The organism is Duganella kummerowiae (assembly GCF_053572355.1).
In genome coordinates this window covers 154,947-172,539 of record NZ_JBKFEH010000004.1, presented here as the reverse complement: position 1 = coordinate 172,539, position 17,593 = coordinate 154,947, and the positions used below count along the sequence as shown (strand labels likewise).

The 17,593-nt window shown below is 60.4% G+C and carries 16 protein-coding genes; 1 reads left to right on the top strand and 15 read right to left on the bottom strand.

All coding sequences use genetic code 11. The features are described from left to right. The first annotated feature begins 6 nt into the window (after positions 1 to 6). Complete coding sequence (locus tag ACLB1G_RS04110) at positions 7 to 399, top strand: c-type cytochrome (RefSeq protein ID WP_491625916.1); 393 nt, start codon at positions 7 to 9, stop codon at positions 397 to 399. 421 nt (positions 400 to 820) lie between these two features. Here the strand turns inward: ACLB1G_RS04110 and ACLB1G_RS04105 are convergent, their stop codons facing one another. From ACLB1G_RS04105 to ACLB1G_RS04035, 15 genes are all read right to left on the bottom strand, one after another. Further along, complete coding sequence (locus ACLB1G_RS04105; protein WP_491625915.1) at positions 821 to 1,861, bottom strand: right-handed parallel beta-helix repeat-containing protein; 1,041 nt, start codon at positions 1,859 to 1,861, stop codon at positions 821 to 823. Between the two features lie 45 nt (positions 1,862 to 1,906). Next, entirely contained in the window at positions 1,907 to 2,560 is a 654-nt protein-coding gene (locus tag ACLB1G_RS04100; protein WP_491625914.1) for a hypothetical protein, read from the bottom strand. Between the two features lie 76 nt (positions 2,561 to 2,636). Continuing rightward, positions 2,637 to 6,953 (bottom strand): DUF6765 family protein, encoded by a 4,317-nt coding sequence (locus ACLB1G_RS04095; RefSeq protein ID WP_491625913.1) that lies wholly within the window; start codon positions 6,951 to 6,953, stop codon positions 2,637 to 2,639. Further along, positions 6,950 to 8,212 (bottom strand): DUF192 domain-containing protein, encoded by a 1,263-nt coding sequence (locus ACLB1G_RS04090; RefSeq protein ID WP_491625912.1) that lies wholly within the window; start codon positions 8,210 to 8,212, stop codon positions 6,950 to 6,952. The genes ACLB1G_RS04095 and ACLB1G_RS04090 overlap by 4 nt, the downstream gene beginning before the upstream one ends. Positions 8,213 to 8,221: 9 nt before the next feature. After that, positions 8,222 to 9,142: a type II secretion system F family protein gene (locus ACLB1G_RS04085; protein ID WP_491625911.1), complete on the bottom strand. Its 921-nt coding sequence runs from the start codon at positions 9,140 to 9,142 to the stop codon at positions 8,222 to 8,224. Between the two features lie 11 nt (positions 9,143 to 9,153). Then, positions 9,154 to 10,014, bottom strand: a complete 861-nt coding sequence (locus ACLB1G_RS04080) for a type II secretion system F family protein (protein WP_491625910.1) — start codon at positions 10,012 to 10,014, stop codon at positions 9,154 to 9,156. Continuing rightward, positions 10,011 to 11,657: a TadA family conjugal transfer-associated ATPase gene (locus ACLB1G_RS04075; protein ID WP_491625909.1), complete on the bottom strand. Its 1,647-nt coding sequence runs from the start codon at positions 11,655 to 11,657 to the stop codon at positions 10,011 to 10,013. The genes ACLB1G_RS04080 and ACLB1G_RS04075 overlap by 4 nt, the downstream gene beginning before the upstream one ends. Further along, positions 11,654 to 13,015 carry a type II and III secretion system protein family protein gene (locus ACLB1G_RS04070; protein WP_491625908.1) on the bottom strand — a complete coding sequence of 454 codons (1,362 nt, stop codon included), beginning with the start codon at positions 13,013 to 13,015 and terminating at the stop codon, positions 11,654 to 11,656. The genes ACLB1G_RS04075 and ACLB1G_RS04070 overlap by 4 nt, the downstream gene beginning before the upstream one ends. A gap of 166 nt (positions 13,016 to 13,181) precedes the next feature. Next, positions 13,182 to 14,033, bottom strand: a complete 852-nt coding sequence (cpaB, locus tag ACLB1G_RS04065; protein WP_491625907.1) for a Flp pilus assembly protein CpaB — start codon at positions 14,031 to 14,033, stop codon at positions 13,182 to 13,184. A 184-nt stretch (positions 14,034 to 14,217) separates the two neighbouring features. Further along, positions 14,218 to 14,937 carry a hypothetical protein gene (locus ACLB1G_RS04060; RefSeq protein WP_491625906.1) on the bottom strand — a complete coding sequence of 240 codons (720 nt, stop codon included), beginning with the start codon at positions 14,935 to 14,937 and terminating at the stop codon, positions 14,218 to 14,220. A gap of 22 nt (positions 14,938 to 14,959) precedes the next feature. Continuing rightward, a complete protein-coding gene (locus tag ACLB1G_RS04055; RefSeq protein ID WP_491625905.1) occupies positions 14,960 to 15,502 on the bottom strand; it encodes a hypothetical protein in 543 nt (180 codons plus the stop codon). Next, positions 15,439 to 15,792 carry a hypothetical protein gene (locus ACLB1G_RS04050; RefSeq protein ID WP_491625904.1) on the bottom strand — a complete coding sequence of 118 codons (354 nt, stop codon included), beginning with the start codon at positions 15,790 to 15,792 and terminating at the stop codon, positions 15,439 to 15,441. Before ACLB1G_RS04050 ends, ACLB1G_RS04055 begins: the two co-directional genes overlap by 64 nt. Then, positions 15,789 to 16,232, bottom strand: coding sequence for a hypothetical protein (locus tag ACLB1G_RS04045; RefSeq protein WP_491625903.1), 444 nt, complete (start codon positions 16,230 to 16,232; stop codon positions 15,789 to 15,791). The genes ACLB1G_RS04050 and ACLB1G_RS04045 overlap by 4 nt, the downstream gene beginning before the upstream one ends. Positions 16,233 to 16,278: 46 nt before the next feature. Then, the gene (locus ACLB1G_RS04040) at positions 16,279 to 17,202 is read right to left on the bottom strand and encodes a pilus assembly protein TadG-related protein (protein ID WP_491625902.1); all 924 of its coding nucleotides are present in this window, start codon (positions 17,200 to 17,202) and stop codon (positions 16,279 to 16,281) included. Between the two features lie 31 nt (positions 17,203 to 17,233). Then, complete coding sequence (locus tag ACLB1G_RS04035) at positions 17,234 to 17,524, bottom strand: pilus assembly protein (RefSeq protein WP_491625901.1); 291 nt, start codon at positions 17,522 to 17,524, stop codon at positions 17,234 to 17,236. Positions 17,525 to 17,593: the final 69 nt, after the last annotated feature.

Genomic DNA, 17,593 nt, shown 5'->3' with positions numbered 1-17,593 from the left:
GATTGAATGAAGAAGGTTTTAGCGTTGGCAGTAATGGGCATGATGCCGGCCGTGGCGCTGGCGCAGCCGGAAGGCAAGGACACTTTCGCGCAGAATTGCGCAGCCTGCCACCAGGCCACCGGCGCCGGCATCCCGGGCGCGTTTCCGGCCCTGAAGGCAAACAAGTTCGTGCAGGGCGATGCGGATGCGGTGATCACCACGGTGCTCAAGGGACGCGGCGGCATGCCGACCTTTGCGGAATCGCTGGACGACGCCCAACTGGCGGCGGCCATCAGCTATATCCGCACCTCCTGGGGCAATACGGCAGGCGCCGTGAGCCAGGAGCAGGTCAAGACAGTGCGCGCCAGGAGCAATGCTGGCGACACGGTGGTCAAGGAGCAGCCGACCAACGTGCACTGAGTGTTTTGTTTTGCATCATAGGGACCCGCCTCGGTTCCTGTGATGAGTAGTGGGGTGGTAGTACGTGTTGCTGTTTAGTCTCAGCGGTTTTTGCGGCGTGCCGGTTTCCGGTACGCCGTTTTTTTGTAAATCATAATAATCTATACCAAGGCACCAAATTCGGGGTATCCGTCGCTATGTATTACGTGGCCACCCAAGTCAAAAATGATATAAGGTACTGTATTCTTATTATTGCTTGGTGCCGGGCTTTATCCTCCGCGTAACCGATTCAGGTACATTTTTTGAAAAGTCGACTCATAAGTAATAGATTCCAGAATTTTCTATAGCGATTTCTTTGGTTGGTTCGAGTGGCGGGGTAACTTGAGTGCAAGACTCGTAAAGTTATTTTTTGGATGTAACCCCATCTCTAAATTGAAATTAACTATAATCCATTTTTAATCGATATATTCTGCGGCATGGGCTTGCTTTCCCGTTTCGAATCGGGCATTGCTGTGGTCGATTTTAGTGATTTATACCAAGGCCTGACTGGTTCATATGAATTATCTGCCAACGTAATACTGCTCTGATCCAATAGCTTAGCTGGCTCTTCTTTCCCTACTATTATATTATGAGATGCTATGACTCCAGTACTTTGGTTTGCTAGATATATGTTGTGACGTGTATCGGATTTTCCCTCCACTTCGATCCTGTTTCCTTGAATCAGCGTATTAGTTGCGCGATAAAGCAAAATGGCTGAACGCGGAAAATGAATTACGTCGCTTCTTTGAATTATTTTTTCAACAATCTGTCTTCGCATAAGTCTGGTTGGGAAAAACGGGTCTAACAATAAGATCTTGTTGTTCAGGATTTTTCCGTTTGGCCCGACCATTCCAATTGCGAAATCGCCGCTGCTTTCAATTATGCAGTTCCGAATAATATTTCCATCTCCTTCTAGTTGGATAGCGTTACCATCAGTTTTGATGGTTAAATTTTCCAGAATTATTCTTGTTTTTTTGAACGGAACCAGTTTTTCCTTTGGTTGGCCTTCTATCTTCCAAAATGGCCATGTTTCCGAAACGTCAATGCCATCCCCTATGCCTCTCAAGTCGACAATGCCATTGCGGATTGTAAGATTGACCACAGCTGCACTGGAGGAGGAATCCACTGCAACGATTCCACTGGAATCCCCGTCTGTATGTAACGTATTTCCATTTAGGTCAAGAATAACGTCGTTGGAACGAATTTCTATCAAGCGGCGGTACGGCGCCGGCCCAGTGTGGCCTGCGAAGTCAGAAAGGCGTTGTTGCCAGAAATTCTCCTTGACGCAATGCACGCCGGGCTCCCAAATTACAGCCTCCTTATATGGACCAGTTTCGGGAGTGACAGGAATGCAATTGGTTTCAATGTTTGATTTGGTTTTTGGAATGATATGAGTATTCCTATCTTTAACAAAAAAATAGGAAAGGACAATGATGCCAATCATAATAATTATTTTTTTGTCGATATTGTGAAATTATGTAATTTCATGCTATTTTCCTTTTGGTAGCGGGTCATAACCACTCGGGAGTATGGTTCCGACATAATCTGATGTTTTTAGCATTCCCAGGGATTCCTCTCGGTTGGTTTGCGCCCTTTTTTTGTCGTATTGATTATCGCCTTTCTGGTAATATATTTCGGTGTCATATCCCAGGTATCTAAGTGTGGAGTTAAGTATTTCTATCTTCGGTCCCAAGTTCCCTGCGCTGAAATCCGCATGCATGCCATTAAAAGTCTTAAGGGTATACAAGATGGACTCGATACTTTCACTTTTGCCGTTGGGATTGCTGAATTCTTTGAGTTTCTCGAACACGGCTTTTTCCATTGCCAATGTCCTGTCCTCGTTGGTGTCCCATTGTCCAAACCCTACTGGCGAGAGGACGTTATGGTTGTACGTGAAGTCAGGGTTTTCTCCGCCTGTCAGGTGGCCTGTGCCCAGCCCGAAGGAAAGGGCTGAATAGGGCGCATTGTTTTGGTCGCGATGCGCGAAGGTGTCCTCGAATGCATGAAGGTATTCACCAAATAGCTGGGCGCTGGAGCGGCATGTTGCATTTGCATCGGTCCTGGCGAATTTGGATGCGTTGTACAGGCGTTCCAGCTGAGGATTGCTTGGGTTGAGGACACGACGTTCAACGTAGCTCTGCATGTCTCCGCCAAACGCAAACAGATAGGCGCTTTCCAGTGCAGTGCGGGGTGGGTCGTAGCCATATTGAATGAAGTGATTATCGTTCCAGTGCCGCTTGGTTTACGAGGAGGCTGTCTGGATGCAAGCCATTCGGTAGCATGGGTTCGGTGACCGGATTGTCATCGACGTACTGAGTGGCTAAGGCAATCTGCCGCGCAGTCTCCTTGTCCACACCGGCCGTGATCGCTAGAAAGAAGGTCATGTAGTAGTGCACGTCGATCTGGTATAACCCCAGCGGATCCATGCTGGTCAACGGATTGTTGGACACGTACACATAGGGATTGGTTCCTCCCGCCAGTCCCATGGGATCGGGGGCGAGATAGCGGCCCAGGGTGGGATCGTAGTCGCGCAGGTAGTTATAGTGCAGTCCGGTTTCGGCGTCGTAGACCTGGCCCGGCAGGCGCAGGTTGAGTTCAAAAGGCTGGGCTTTCTTGTTGGCGCCGGAGTGCAGTAGGCGGGTCTCGCCAAAGGGGCCGGTGGCCGCTTGCCAGATGATTTTTTGCTGCGCATTCAGGACCACTTGCGGCGTACCCAGGTGATCTGTGACGATGTCATAAATGCTGGCCAAGCTGTCGCTGGAGTCCACCGTATCGCGGAACGTCACGGTTTTCCATAAGCGGTGCAGGCGGCCAGCGTTTTCCGCCATTTCGATTTTGGCCACCGGCCGGCCAAACAGATAGATGTAGTGTGCGGTAACGCGGCCCTGGCCATCCGTTTCGGCAGCGAGGCGTTGATGCTGGTAGAGAAAGTAGTGGGTGCCGCCTCGGGCTCCGGATGCCGGGTACACCGTCTTGGAGATGCGTTCTCCCTGACTGTTGTAATGGTAGCGCGCCACCAGCAGGTCATGCTCGTACACCGCCACAGGACGCTTGGCGCTGTTGTGCACGATGCGGCGTAGCTGCGCGGGGCGCTGGTCAGGCCATTGTAGTAGTGCGAGCGGCAAGCCGGCCTCGTGATAAAACCAGGCGCTGCGCAAGTAGCGTATGCCTCCGCCTGCGGGCGCTGACTCCGAGCTGGTCAGCAGCCAGTTGCCATTGCGCGCGTAATGATACTGCAGCTGCCCTGATGCTGGCGGCAGCTTCGGCGAAGCCGGGAGGGACGCGTGGATTGTGGCGATACGGTTCCCGCCATTGTCGTAGCGGTATTCCGTATTGCCGCCTTGGCTGGTCCGGATGCTGGTAAGGCGGTCCAACGCATCGTAGCCGAAGGACTCGCGCCATGCCAAAGGCACCGCTTTGCTATCGTAGGAGGAACTGCGGTCGATCTGGTCCAGCCGTCCTGCGCGGTCATAGCGGTTGTGCTGGCGATACAGATCGTAACTTGGTTTGCCTGCTTCGCGATGGACTGTGCGCATCAGCACCATGCGCCGCCTGGCGTCGGGCTGGAGTTGCTGTCGGGCTCCGCTGCTCATGGTATACCCAGTAAGACCGCCCATGATGGACGACTCGATGCTGCTCACTACCGGAGTTTCGTCAAACAGTATGGCCAACAATTGTCCGGTGGCATTGTAGCGGTATTGCAGCGTGTGCCCATCGGGCAGGATATGCCGCACAAGGCGGCCGGCGTGATCGTAGGCATAGCGGTTGAGGAAACGCAGGCCCTTGGTCACGGAGCCAGGCTGGTTGACATCCGCCAGCCAGCGGTCTTCGCTGATCAATTGGCCAAGTGCGTCGTAACGATAGTCCAGCCGCTCCCGGATGTGCACGGGATTGCCATCGCTGGTACTTGCCATCTCTGCCAACAGGCTGCCGCGATAACGGTATCGCAGCAAATCGCGAAACCGGTCCTTGCCGACGGCCAGCAGGCGGCCGGCGTGATCGTAGCGGAATTGCGTGGCCATGCCGGTCGCATCCATGCTGGCCAGCACCCGTCCGGCGGCGTCGTGTCGGAATAGCGAGATCCCACGGTCCGGATCTGCCTCCATCACCTTGCGCCCAAAATCGTCATAACGGCGCGTGGTCCGCGCATTGTTGGGGGCGGTAATCAGTGTTGTGTTTCCAGCTTCGTCCTGGCGGAAGCGCCAGGTGGCGGCCTCGGCGCTTCCTGCGGCATCGACGCGGGCCACGAACCTGCCTTCGCCGTCATACTCGATGCCGCGCACAGTGCCCAGTGCGTTGACGATGGCCGTGACCTGACCCGCGTCATCGTACCGGTAGCGGTACAGCAGCCCCAAGTTATCGCGGACGGCTGCCAGCCTGCCGGGCGAGGCGGTCTCGTCTTCATAGGAAAATCTGGTTTGGGACAGCATGCCGCCAGGCAGGCCTGGCATCGTTGCGTTGCGGCTGAGGCTCTGGATGCGCTGCTCGGTATCCTGCTCGATGGCCAGCCCGCTGCCATCCGGCAGTATTACCCGCGACAGGCGCCCGGCCGGGTTGTATTCCAGTGTGCTGCGCGCGCCGCCTGGCAGGCTAAAGGCGCGCAGGCGTCCGCGTACATCGTACTCGTAGGCCAGCTTGCGCCGTAAATTTCCTGCCGCCAGTTCGATTTCCAAGGGCTGGCCGCGCCAATTACTGCGCACAGTGATATCACGCACCAGGTCGCCATCGTTGCTGCGCAGCCTGACCGGACGCAGTGCCGCATCGCGCTCCATGATTTGCGTGACACGCTCGCCAGGCATGACGATGCGCGTCAGCAGACCGGCGAGCTGCTCTCCTGCCTGATATTCCGGCAGCCTGCCGGGGGCAGGCCGGGACGACGGGCCCTGTGCCGTACGGTTGTCATACTCCAGCACGGTAATGTCGGAGTCGCCGGGATTGCCGGATTTGCCATTCGGTAGTGGACCATCGATGGCGGTCAGCAGGCTGCGGCCATTAATTTGGGCGTAGCGGTAGGAGCGGGTGAGTTCTATTTGCGCAGCGGCCTGTTTGCCATCGTAAGCCGGGATCCACCCGGTCTCGCTTATCGTTAGCGGCTGGCTCGCGCTGTTGTAGGCGATACGGGTCTGGTGTTCCTTGCCTGGTACGACGCTGGGCTGGGCGATGAGGCGCGGCTGGAGGGTGGCCTCGTCATATTCGATACGCAGCAGCTGCCGTCGGCTGGTACGGCTGCCAAACGTAATTTTGTCGACCTGCAGGATGTGGCCCAGCGCGTTGCGCTGGTAGCGGAGGGAGGACAGTGGTCTGCCTGTTGCGTCCAGTTCCGTGCTCTCGAGGAGTTGAGCGGTGTCATTGTAAGCATAGCGTATGTTGCCAGGGCCGCAGGTGGCGCATCCCGGGCCGCGTACTTCCTGCAGGCGGTGCTCGCCGCCGATGATGGCATGCCGGTAGGTGGTTCGCTGGCCCAGGCTGTTGGTCAGCACGGTGATGCCGGGTGACTTGAAATCGAGCGTGACTCGGTCCGCGCCGCCGGCATGTGTGCTCAGGTTGGCCCGGCCGCCGCTGTCGTAGCCGTAGGTCGAGAAGCGCGTCGCCGCTTCCTTGCCGCCGCTGCCTGAAGAGGTAATGCTGATGCCGGTAAGCAGCCAAGGCATGCGTGTATCCTCGTGATGGTACCGGCGGCCGCTTGCCACAAGCGGCATGTTGGCGGCGAGGGCGGTGGGAGGGTAGTCGACCCGCACCAGGCTGGACAGCCAGAAGCGCGTTTCGGCGAGGGCACCGTCTGCAGGCTTTTCGCCCCCGAACTGGTAGGAAAAACGGCCCACGGGACTATCGATATGGCTTACGCCGAGGAAGCGCTGGGGCTGTCCCTGCGATGGTTGGCCCCGGTAAGTGAGGTGCAGGCTCCTGCCGAGTGGATCGATGACTTTCACCAACCCTTGCCCGCTATCGTACTGCAGCACCAGGACCTCACCGCTAGGGGCGGTGATGCTGGTGAGCTTGCCCCAACGATTGAATTGCAGGCGCCTGCCGTTGGGCCAGATCCAGAGATATTCCAATGTGCGGTCCGGCTGCGGCTTGAGCGTGACGCTGCCATTGCCGGGCAGGCGGCTGCTGCACAGGTTGGGATGGCTACGGTCACGGTCGAAGATGATACGTCTGCCGTCGGCTTGCAGTATTTGTATTTTTCCATATTTGTCGAAGAGTGTGGTCTCATACGACAATCGCCATTCCCTGCCCAGCGGGCCATTGGGCGAGTTGGGCCGGACATAAGCGCTGTTGTAATGCCGGACGATTTCCAGTCCTAAGATGCCCGGCAGGGCAGGCATGTCTACCTCGCGCTGATATTTATTCCCGGTCATGACATTGATGGGGTTGCCGGCTGCGGCATCCGGACTAGCGTCGCTGGATAGGCTGGCCGGCGCATCTTCGCATGTGGCAGGAGGTCCTCCGGGTGCAGGGCCGCACTCAGCGGCCTGCGATAACGCCCACACTGTCAGCAGGAACGTGGCGAGCAGATAGCGTAAGCTGGGGTTCATGGCATACCTCCGGTTGGGATACAGCACATCATTGAACAAGGGGCGGGCTGGCAGTTGCTTGGATCGGTAGCCGGATTGCATGGCGGCGTGGCCGGTGGGGCGGGGTAACTGCAACCGTAATTGCCACAGTTCGGTGGCGGGTCGTTGCTCAAAGGGGGATCGCCTGGGTTGGCTGGCGTCCCGCTGTTGCCGGGACCTGGCGATGACATGGGGGCCTCAGACTCGACGGCGTCTGACTGCATGTGCAGCGTCACGCTGGTGACGACGGGAATGCGGCCGTCTGCGACCAATTTGGTGTGGAAGGCGTCGGTGTGCGGGTCCAGCCAGGTGAGATAGGTGGTATACAGGTTTTTGACCAGAGGTATCTTGGGCAGGTATCCATGGGTGATGCGCAGCTTGAGCAGGTTGGCATCCTGTATCGTCTGGCCCGAGGCCGCGCCCACTTTCAGTTCTTTGTAGGCTAGCCCGCTGTTGGGAATGACGCGCCGGTTGCCCGTTTTGAGCAAGGCCTGTAACGCTGGTTCGTTCCAGTCATCGAAGCTTTGCCTGGTCGGATTGAGCAATTCGATCTGCGCATTGCCGCTACCATTTTCGCCGATATCCCCGGCTGCGCGGGTCAATGCGGCAGCCAGCTCCTCCGTGGTTTTGCCACCGCCATACAGCGGTATCAATCCGCGCAGATAAGCGGCGTAGATGTTGTTCAGCTTGGCATTGGCGGTGACGCCTTCACGCGCCGCCAGGAATGACGCGTGGTTGATCTGGCTGCGTGCAAAAAACAGCATTCCATATTGGACCAGGCCCAGGCCGATCAAGGTGATGAGCGGGGCGACCACCGTGAACTCGATCATGGCCGAGCCGCGTTCAGTACGGGTTCGACATGGCCGAGCGCCGGCGCCGATAAGACTGCCATACTGCAGCCTGTCGCCTGCGGCGATCGACCAGGCTTCGATGGCGCCGGCGGCCAGTTCCAGGGTATGCGCGGCGCCGCATGGCCGCTGTCCATTGGCCAGGCTCAGCGACCATGGCGCGAGCCTGGTGCACCGTGTCACAATGCCGTGCCGGTCCAGGTAGATCACATCGATGGGACAGCGAAGGAAGGAGCCGTGCACGCTGGTGCATCGGGGGATGAACAGGCCCTTGCCGGCAGGCAGAGGCGGCGCCAGCATCAGGCCGCGCAGGCGCGTCCAGAAGGTGTTCGCGACGCGCAGAGCCAGCGGGTGAGGACCGGTGGCGGTGTGAAGTATGGCGGAGGCCTGCATGTTTTCTCCTCACAGGCCAGAATGCATGAACTGAATTACGATGGGGAAGAACAGCACGATGAAGGTGCAAGGGAAGATGAATGCGATGAGCGGAAAAAGCAGCTTGACCGGCGCTTCCATCGCCAGCTTCTCTGCACGCAGGAAGCGCTCCACCCTACGCTGGTCGGCCTGCGCCCGCAGCATCGGTCCCAGATTCATCCCCATGCGTTCAGCCTGTATCAGGGAGGTGAGGAAGCTGCTGACTGCCGGCTCCTGCAGCCGCTCGCTCATTGCCCGCAGCGCCTCTGCGCGCGCCTTGCCGCTGCGGATGTCACGCATGACGCGTTTGAATTCCTCGGCCAGCGGTCCCGGCGGGCCCTTGGTCACAGCCTGGCGCAGCGCACCTTGCAAATTCAGGCCGGCTTCCACGCACAAGGTGATCAAGTCGAGGTAAAAGGGCAGGCTCTTCTGTAGCTCCCTGCGCCTCGCTGCGATACGGTCGCGCAGCCACAGGCCGACATAGCTCCAGCCGGCAACGGCGCCGGCCAGGCCGGCTTGCCAGTAGCGGACGGCTGCGGCACCTGGCACGGCCGCGCCTTGTACCAGGGAGTCGAGCACCCAGCAGCAGAAAACGGCAGCAATGACGGCGCAGCATACCCGGCTGGAGACGAACTGTGCCGGACTGATGGCGTAATCCAGTCCCGCCTTGCGTAGCCTGGTTGGCAGGCTGACTCCGGGAGATCGGGCGATGAAAGGCCGCAGCATGTGGCTTATCCAATGGATGGGCCACCATAGGAGCCGGAAGCCCAATGGTGGCCGGTCCTTGAAGCTGCGGTCTTCGGAGGGGATGCCGGACAGCGCATAGGCGACCACACTGGATGCCAGGGCGGCGGCCAGTCCGGCCGCCAGGGCAAGCAGGGTGATGGGTATATCGGTGCCGATGTGGCTCATGGCTTGTCCTCCTAGACGTCGATGGCGACAATGCGCCGGATAACGTAGATGCCCAGCGTTTCCAGGGTAGCGATGATGGCCAGCGCGCCCCAGCCCATCCTTGTGTGCCAGAGCTGGTCCATCGCTTGCGGCTCCATATGGTTCAGAATCAGCATCAGCGCCAGCGGCATGAGGCCGACTATCCACGCTTGCAGCTTGCCTTGGGCTGTCAGGGCGCCGATCTTGCCTTCGATTTGCAGGCGGCTGCGCACCGTGACTGCAGTACGTTCCAGCATGTCGGCGAGACCGCCGCCGGTATCGTTGGCAATGCGCATGGCTGACACCACGAGGACGGTGGTGGGTGTGGGAACGCGTCTGAGCAAGCCGCTGAGGCTGTCGTCCAGCGAAACGCCCATGCGCTGTTCACGCAGCATCAGACCGAATTCCTGCCCGAGCGGGGCCGGTGCTTCCATCACCAGCTGATCAATGGCGGAATGGGCTCCGAGGCCGGCGCGCAGGCCTCCCGCCAGCGTCATCAGGGCGTCTGGTAATTGCTCCTCGAACTGGCGCAGGCGGCGCAGGCGCAGCCGGGCGTAAGCCAGGCGCGGCAGGAAGGCAAGGACAGCCACGGACAGCGCCGCCAGCAGGGCGCTGCCGGAGGCCAGTCCGATCACCGCAGCCCCCAGCGCCATCAGGGCCGCGTGCATCACGAACAGGCGGCCAGGGTCCAGGAAAAGGAAGAATTCGCGGGCCTGGAATGCTGTCCGCCGCGAAAATGCGGTACGGTAGCGCGCCAGTGCCAGCAGACCCATGTCGATGAGAAGCCAGGCCAGGATAGCGGCGGCAGCGGCCGTGATAGCGCTTGCCGTCAGCAGCAGGGCAGACGCGTTCATGCACTTTCCTCCTGCGTGAACAGGCCGAGATTCAGCTCCAGTCCGGCTTGCCTGCGTTCTTCAAAAAAGCGCGGCACCAGCCCGCAGGGGATAAAGTCGCCCTGGATCTTGATACGCTCTCCGCTCTGCCGGTAACCACGCTGCTGGAAGCGGAACAGTTCCTGGATCTGGATACGGCCGCTCTCGATGCCGGCGATTTCGGTGATGCTGGTAATGACACGGGTGCCGCATGCGTAGCGGGTTTGCTGCACGATGATTTGGACTGCGGATGCGATTTGCTCCCGGATGGCCGCCAGCGGCAGCTCCATCCCCGCCATGAGCACCATGGTTTCCAGCCGCGAAAGGGCGTCGCGCGGGCTGTTGGCATGCAAGGTGGTCAGCGATCCGTCATGGCCGGTATTCATGGCCTGCAGCATGTCGAGTGCTTCGCCGCCGCGGCATTCGCCGACCACTATCCGGTCCGGGCGCATACGCAGGCTGTTGCGCACAAGATCGCGGATCGAGACGCTGCCCTTGCCTTCCACATTCGCGGGCCGTCCTTCCAGGCTGATCCAGTGGTCGTGGTGCAGCTGCAGTTCGGCCGCATCCTCCACAGTGATGATCCGCTCGCCATCGGGAATGCAATTGGACAGGATGTTGAGCAGGGTGGTCTTGCCCGAGCCTGTGCCACCCGAGACCACGATATTCTGGCGCGCCGTTACACACACTTCCAGGAACGCCGCCATGGCCGCGTTTAGCGAGCCCAGCATAACAAGGTCTTCCGAGCCCATGCGCCTGCGCGCGAATTTGCGTATGGTCAAAGAGGGTCCCTTGAGCGCCAGTGGCGGGATGATGGCATTGACGCGCGAACCGTCCGGCAGGCGGGCGTCGACCATGGGCGAGGACTCGTCGATGCGGCGTCCCAGCGGCGCCACAATGCGCTCGATCACACCCAGTACCGCCCGGTCGCTGGTGAACGTCATGTCATGGCGCTCCAGGCGGCCGTCCTTTTCCACGTAGATGCGGTCGTATTGGTTGACCATGATTTCGGTGACGCTGGCGTCGCCCAGCAGTTCCTCAAGCGGGCCGAAGCCGACCGCCTCGTCCAATACCTGCCGGGCCAGAATTTCGCGGTCCAGTTCTGGGGGAATCTCAGCATGTTGCTCGCGCATGATGCCCTGCACGTGTTTGCTGGTTTCAGCGCGCAGTTCTTCGTCACTCATGCGCGACACATCGTGGCGGCGCAAATCCATGCTTTCGAGGAGCAGGCTATGCAGGCGCTGGCGCCATTCGAAGGCCAGCCGCTGCACCGCAGCCTGGCTGGAGACCGGATTGCTGGACGCGGCCGAGGCATGCACTGTCGCTGGCGCCAGCGCGAGTATCGGCAGCGTCAGCTTGTAGGGGCCGATGGCGATCACGTCGCCTGGCGCCATCGGGCCGTATTGGCTATTGATGCGGCGTCCATTGACCGAGGTGCCGAAATAGCTGCCCAGGTCCTCCAGTAGTATCCCGGATGGCGTGCGCAACATGCGCGCGTGTTCCTTGCCCACCCGCCAGCTATCCAGCCAAATGTCGGCGGATTGCCGGCTCCCCAGGAGACAGTCGTCGGGCGCGCCCTGAGCGCGGGTGACGCCGTCGGGGGAAACGATATCGACATGGATCATGGCTGCACCTCATTCGTGTCCGGAGCCGGCTGCAGCGGATTGCTCAGGTGCGGCGGCGCACCCAACTGCCGCCGCAGGCGCTCGGAAGTCCGCTCGACCCGTTGCGCCAGGCTGGCAGTGCGGCTGTCCACGATGCTGGGCGTCACGAACACCACCAGCTCGGTTTCCTTGTTCTGATAGCGGCGCGAACGGAACAATGGCCCCAGGACCGGTAGGTCGCCCAGCAGCGGCACCTTGTCCACATCGCTGCTTTGTGTGCGCTGCAGCAAGCCCGCGAGGACGATGGTTTCTCCCTTGCGGACATTGAATTCGGTCTTGGTCCGCCGCGTCAGCAGGGCGGGTCCGTTTGCGGTCGTCAATGACGAGTCGATGGTGCTGACCTCGGAATCGATCACGGCACGGATGATGCCGTTATTACCTACCCTGGGTTCGATGTCCAGCCTGATGCCATAGGGTTTGAACTGTACCGTGACACCGTTGACCGAGGCGACGGAATAGGGGATTTCGCCGCCGGCCAGGAAGGTGGCCTTGTAGCCGCTGCGGGTCGACAGCTGGGGTTCGGCCAGTACGCTGGCGCTGCCCTGCTGCTCCAGCGCCAGCAATTGCGCGTTAAGCCCCAGGTTGAGCGCGCTGAGCAGAGCCAGTCCGGATGGCGGCGCGACGCTGCCAGCCGCCTGCGGCGTGGTCACCGGCGGACGCGCGCTTCCGCCCTCCTGTATGTCGATGCCGTAGGCGCCGGCCGTACCACGGCGCAGGGGAGCCCAGACCCCGCCTATGGCCGCGCCGCCGGTGGCGCTCCATTTTAAGCCAAGTTCTCGCAGCTCGGTTTTCGGGAATTCGACCACCCGCACATCCATCATCACCATCTGCTCCCAGCCGACCGGACTGGTAAAGTTGATGATCTGGGGATAGCGCTTGGCCAGTTCCGCCACCTTGTCACGATCGGCATCGGACAGCTCATCTCCTTCCACCACTACCTTGTCGCCCACCACACTTGCCTTGGCGTTGGGTATGCCGGCGAGGAACGCCGCGATGTCGCGCGCATAGCGGCCTATGTCCAGTTGTAGCACGGAAACCTTGGTGCGCTTCAGGTGGCCGTCGTGGTCCCAGATGAACAAACTGGTGCTGCCACCGCCATGGGCGAAAATGAGCACCTCCTTGTCATCGATCGCGTTGGCCGTGATGACTTGGCCGTTGCCTACTGCGATGCGGGCCAGGCCCGGTGCGGAAATCAGGCGGGACTCTCCCGCGTACAGTTCGATTTCCTGGATGGGATCGGCTTCAGCGGGGACGCCCGCTGGGGCCGTTGCTGTTACGCGTGCACCTGCGAACCCGGCAGACAGCATCAGCATCAGCATGAGCATTAGCGGCAACGCGAGCCAGCGGCCACGTTTACTCTCGGCAGGAAAAATGGATGACGATGTATGGTATGGACGGTTCATGGACGGTGATCCCGACAGTGAGACACGGAAGGGCGCACGAAGCGGCGCGTGAGGAGAACAGGTGGTGCAGCGAACATGCCGCTCAGGGCGGACTTCGTGTGTCCCCCCCAGGCATCGCTGTTGCAAGCGCGGCGGTGGACGGCGAGCTGCCGTACAGCACCAGGATAGGCGGCCGGGCTGGCGCGGCGACGCGGTGGGAGGCACCTGCTTGTGGTTTGCGCTCGTCAAGCTCGGCCACCGTCCGGCTATCGTCGGGATTGCGCAGCAGTGCTGTCAGTCTGCCGGTGTCGCGCGCCAGGATGATGCTCCTGGCTTGGGATGGCGTGGCGTTGAAGGTGACGGTCGCGAATGGCGTGCTGGCACCGGTCTTGGGATCATCGACCGAACGCTGTCCTGTGGCCATCACTTGCAGTCCCTGAAGCAAGGGGATCACCTGCTTTCGGCCGCCCTGGTCTGAGCTGAACATCAGATCCACCAGGTCGCCGGGTTCCAGCATGCCCGAGATGGAATTAATTTCGTCCACCATCACCGTGATGGCGCGCTGGCCGCTGGCCAGCCTGGCGCAGAAAGTGGGGGCGCGCTTGGATGACATCTGGCTCCACAGTATCATTTCTCCGGCTTTGACCTGGTAGGCGATGCTGCGTCCGTCGATGCGATTGAAATCCGCCGGCGCCACCGCCCCCGAGTGCGCATAGGCGGCTGGTATCTTGCGCAGGGCGACATTCTGATTGCTCAGGACGGACTGCGGCTGTAGCTCGGTCTTGGCCACCACCACTTCGACCGTCGCCTGGCGGTTACGCGCCTCCAGCTCCGCGACGCGGGTGTTGAGGTAGCCGCGCGTGGCTGCCGCCGCCAGCAGTCCTATCACGGTGGCGATGCCCAGCACGGTCCAGGTCCGGTTCAGCTTTTTCGGCAAGCGCAAGTGTGCGTCCATGATCAACCCGGTAAGGAGATGGCGTGGCAAAAGTTTTGATATGCGGTCCGGAAAGCCGCCAGTAGTATGGTGAGCGGGCTGCTACCACCACTGGCGGCGACTCCCAGGGCTACTGCAAGCACTGCGCATACCACTGCAAATTCGAGGCTGCTTTGACCTGTAGCCCGCGGCAAGTTCATGTGTCTCATGGCTTGCGCTCCACTTGGCTAGCGATATGTATCACCATGGAGGCGGAACCGTCCGGCATGGGCATGATGATCGCGTTGAGCTCGGTACCCGCGAGCTCGAAAGCCTGTATCGTTGCAGGTGCCGGACCGCTGCCCGGCCGGGTGTTTGCGTTCACCGCATAGCCGTCGGCCAGCATCAGGCTGCGCAACTGGCCGGCGATAAATGCTGGCGTGGAGGACGTCGCCGCCACCAGCATTTCCGTGCGGCGCCCTGCATCGCTGATGCTGGTGTGGCGAAGCTCACGGCAGCCGGCGGGAAGCTTGGACCATATTCGTCGCAGCGCCTGGCCATGCGCACCCCCGGCAGGGCGTGAAATTCCCATGATACCGCGCGTGCCCGTGCCCGCTTGCTCAAGTTGTACGGTCAGATAGGCATTCCCCCAGCTGCGCCCAAGTATCAGGCGCGTGCCTTGCCGGCTCTCGGTCAATGGCCGCCCCAGGCTGGCGCGGAACAATGCCGCGACCTCGGCGGGAGCGCGTGCTGACAGCAGGCCTTGCAGCCGGATGGAAAGCCCGTCGGTGGAAACTTCGCCTCCCGTGTCAAAGCTGGTTACCGCTGCTGGGATGCTGGGCCAATCCGGGGCCGTGCCTGCCGTCGATGGACCAGGTGCGAACGCGATGCCGAGCAGGGCGGTCCGGCTGAACGAGGCACATACCTTTGTCAGGTGCAGTGGCATGAATGGTCTCCTGGAATATGGTTCATTGAAGCCGGTCGGGCGGGAGGACGTCACGCCAGGCATCGAGTTGTCCTATGCGCGGGCCGCTGATATGTCCTCCCTCCGCCGCCGTTACGCCTGGTCCGAGGACTGGTGCGAGCGCGCCCAACACCCTGGATGGAATCAATACCGAGCCACCCAGCCTGTCTTCAAGCTGGGCCGGACCGTTGGCGGCCCAGTGATCGACCAGGATACTGGTGTGGCGCCGCATGAGCAGGTCCATCGTGTCGAAGGGGCGATAAAAGTTGAGCGTGTCCGGCAGATGAGCCAGCCGAACCGCCACGTTCGCGGTGTAGATGCCGTTGCTCTTCAGTCCGAATCCCTGGGCGGGTGCGGTGGTCGTGCTTCCCGCCGGTTTCAGGTTGAAGGGCAAGCCGTCATTCGCCGCGCTGTAGCCATCGGCTTGGGTCGGGCGCTGCGCGGAACCGAAGCTCACCGTTACGTCGCGGCTGAATTTTTCTATCAGGGCGCTGCCGTCAGGGGCGCGCCAAAAAAGATTCTGATGGGCGAGGTAGTCGCCGGCCACATCCCCGGTCTTGATGGGGCATCGGCAGCGCCGGCCAGACGTCGCCTGACTTCGGCCGCAAGCTGTTCCGGTGGTTTCCAGCTGCTTTGTCCGTCATTGCGGGTCATGGCGTCGAATGCCACGTATCTGCTGGCGACCAGCGTTTGATATGCAATGTCTTGATACTTGGCGATCAGCGGCAGGAGCAGGAATAGCGGCAGCAGGGCCACGGCCAGGACCAGGAATTCAGCCAGTGCCTGGCCGCTGGAGGCCGGGCACCCGCCCTTCCCCTGGCGTGCAGAGATCTTCATTTGGGGCCTCCCAAGGCCATGGCTTTCGCGATCTCTTCGGCGGAGGTGGATACCATGTGCACTTCCCAGTACGGGTTGAACAGGCTGGCCAGTTCGGTTTTGCCGTCGCTGCGTGCGCTAGGCCGGTGAAAATAGACTTCGGAAGCCGACACCGCCGCCAGCACGCCGCTGGCGGCGGCGCTGTCTATGATGGCGAGCTTGCCGGACGGTTTAATTCCAGATTGGGCGTCCGAGGTTTTCAACTGGCCGCGCGCGCGGGTGAGCCGGATGGTGAAGCGCGCACGCGGTCCAGGATGAGCTTGTGCCATGACCAGCGCGGAGGGATTCAAATCGTAATAACCGGGCAGGCCGCCGTACTGCCATGCGCCGCCGCTGGCCGCCGCGCTGGCAAGCGGATTGTCGCTGCGTGAATTGCCGTAACTGGCGTCCGTATCATCCACCGCTCCGGTGGCGGCCGCTTGAGTCCCATATCCCAATGGCGTTTCGCTATCGTCGCAGGTGGGGGGGGCGCAAGATCCCGTGGGTATGCCATTCCCAACGGTGCAACGACGCGGTGTCCATGGCTTTCCATTCGTCGTAGTCCACCAGTTCGGTCCCGCCCCGGCGCCGGAACGCGGCCTTGTTTGCGAGTATGCAGGGCACATTGTTGGCCGAGGTCCACGACCGCTGGCGAACAAAATCGTCGCGATGCGCCGCCGTGACCACCGCTGCTTTCAGCCGTGCCCGGTCAGCGCCGCCATATTGCCGGATAAACGGGGATCCATTGAATGAAGAAAATGTGTCCGTAAGGGGGAGCGGGTCCACATGAACCGCCCCGTCGCCGGCATAGTTTGCATCTGCCACCTGCTGCATGAGCATCTGGCGCGCAGGAATTAGCGCGGCAGCCATGCTCGCCTGGGCCCCTTGCAGTATGGTCTTGGCCAATTCGGACGCCGCAACTGTGGCCTTGGCCGCGGCTTTTACGGACTCTTCAAGGCCAGTGGCGCCGGCCTTTGCTGCAGGCAGGCTCAACAGATAGCAGACAGGGATGTATTCGAACAGCAGCAGTGAGGCGGGAACCGAATACCCGCCGTTGCAATTCATGGGTGGCACGTTGTCGGTATGGCGCACCACGTGCGCCGACCAGGAAGCGGCACTTACTGCCTGAGCGATCAGGACTTCGTTGGCCATCAAGGCCCTGTTCGTGTACGCATCAAAATTGAGGGCCCGGGCATGCATCACCGCGGCGCTATAGGCGACAGCGTCGGCGGTGTTTACCAGTTTCGTTTTTTCCTCGGTGATCTGTCCGGTATTGAAGATAAATATGAGGACGGCGAGTCCGGCGACCATCATGAACAGGCCGTAAACAAGGGATTGCCCGCGCTGCCAGTGGCGGCGCATGGCGTTCTCTATCAGGCGCATTGGTTTCATGGCCGCCGCTCAGGATGTTAAGTGCGCCTGTTTACTGAGTGCCACTGGTGGCTTGATCGCCGTAGGTCGACAGCGAGTTTTTCGTCGTGTCTTTCGCCGTCGTCTCGGCTTTGCCTGCGGCTGTGCCGGCCTGCGTGATCGCATTGCTGCCATTCTTACCCGATACTTCCATGGCGATACCTGCGGTCTGGTTGCGGATGGTGGCTCCGAACAACTGGTAAACGGCAATCGCCGCTACTGCGATCAGAGCAACGATGACAATGTATTCCGTCATGCCCTGCCCCCGTTGAATTTGTCCTCTGTCGCTGGTTAAATATTTCATTTCACTCTCCTTTCTTTTGAAAAATATCAATGGCGCAACCGACAACCTTAGATAAAGATCATGGTAAAA

Coding starts and splice junctions, on each gene's coding strand:
- ACLB1G_RS04110 (WP_491625916.1), top strand. CDS start 7: ATGAAGAAGGTTTTAGCGTTGGCAGTAATGGGCATGATGCCGGCCGTG.
- ACLB1G_RS04105 (WP_491625915.1), bottom strand. CDS start 1,861: ATGATTGGCATCATTGTCCTTTCCTATTTTTTTGTTAAAGATAGGAAT.
- ACLB1G_RS04100 (WP_491625914.1), bottom strand. CDS start 2,560: ATGCAGAGCTACGTTGAACGTCGTGTCCTCAACCCAAGCAATCCTCAG.
- ACLB1G_RS04095 (WP_491625913.1), bottom strand. CDS start 6,953: ATGAACCCCAGCTTACGCTATCTGCTCGCCACGTTCCTGCTGACAGTG.
- ACLB1G_RS04090 (WP_491625912.1), bottom strand. CDS start 8,212: ATGCAGGCCTCCGCCATACTTCACACCGCCACCGGTCCTCACCCGCTG.
- ACLB1G_RS04085 (WP_491625911.1), bottom strand. CDS start 9,142: ATGAGCCACATCGGCACCGATATACCCATCACCCTGCTTGCCCTGGCG.
- ACLB1G_RS04080 (WP_491625910.1), bottom strand. CDS start 10,014: ATGAACGCGTCTGCCCTGCTGCTGACGGCAAGCGCTATCACGGCCGCT.
- ACLB1G_RS04075 (WP_491625909.1), bottom strand. CDS start 11,657: ATGATCCATGTCGATATCGTTTCCCCCGACGGCGTCACCCGCGCTCAG.
- ACLB1G_RS04070 (WP_491625908.1), bottom strand. CDS start 13,015: ATGCTGATGCTGATGCTGTCTGCCGGGTTCGCAGGTGCACGCGTAACA.
- cpaB (WP_491625907.1), bottom strand. CDS start 14,033: ATGGACGCACACTTGCGCTTGCCGAAAAAGCTGAACCGGACCTGGACC.
- ACLB1G_RS04060 (WP_491625906.1), bottom strand. CDS start 14,937: ATGCCACTGCACCTGACAAAGGTATGTGCCTCGTTCAGCCGGACCGCC.
- ACLB1G_RS04050 (WP_491625904.1), bottom strand. CDS start 15,792: ATGAAGATCTCTGCACGCCAGGGGAAGGGCGGGTGCCCGGCCTCCAGC.
- ACLB1G_RS04040 (WP_491625902.1), bottom strand. CDS start 17,202: ATGAAACCAATGCGCCTGATAGAGAACGCCATGCGCCGCCACTGGCAG.
- ACLB1G_RS04035 (WP_491625901.1), bottom strand. CDS start 17,524: ATGAAATATTTAACCAGCGACAGAGGACAAATTCAACGGGGGCAGGGC.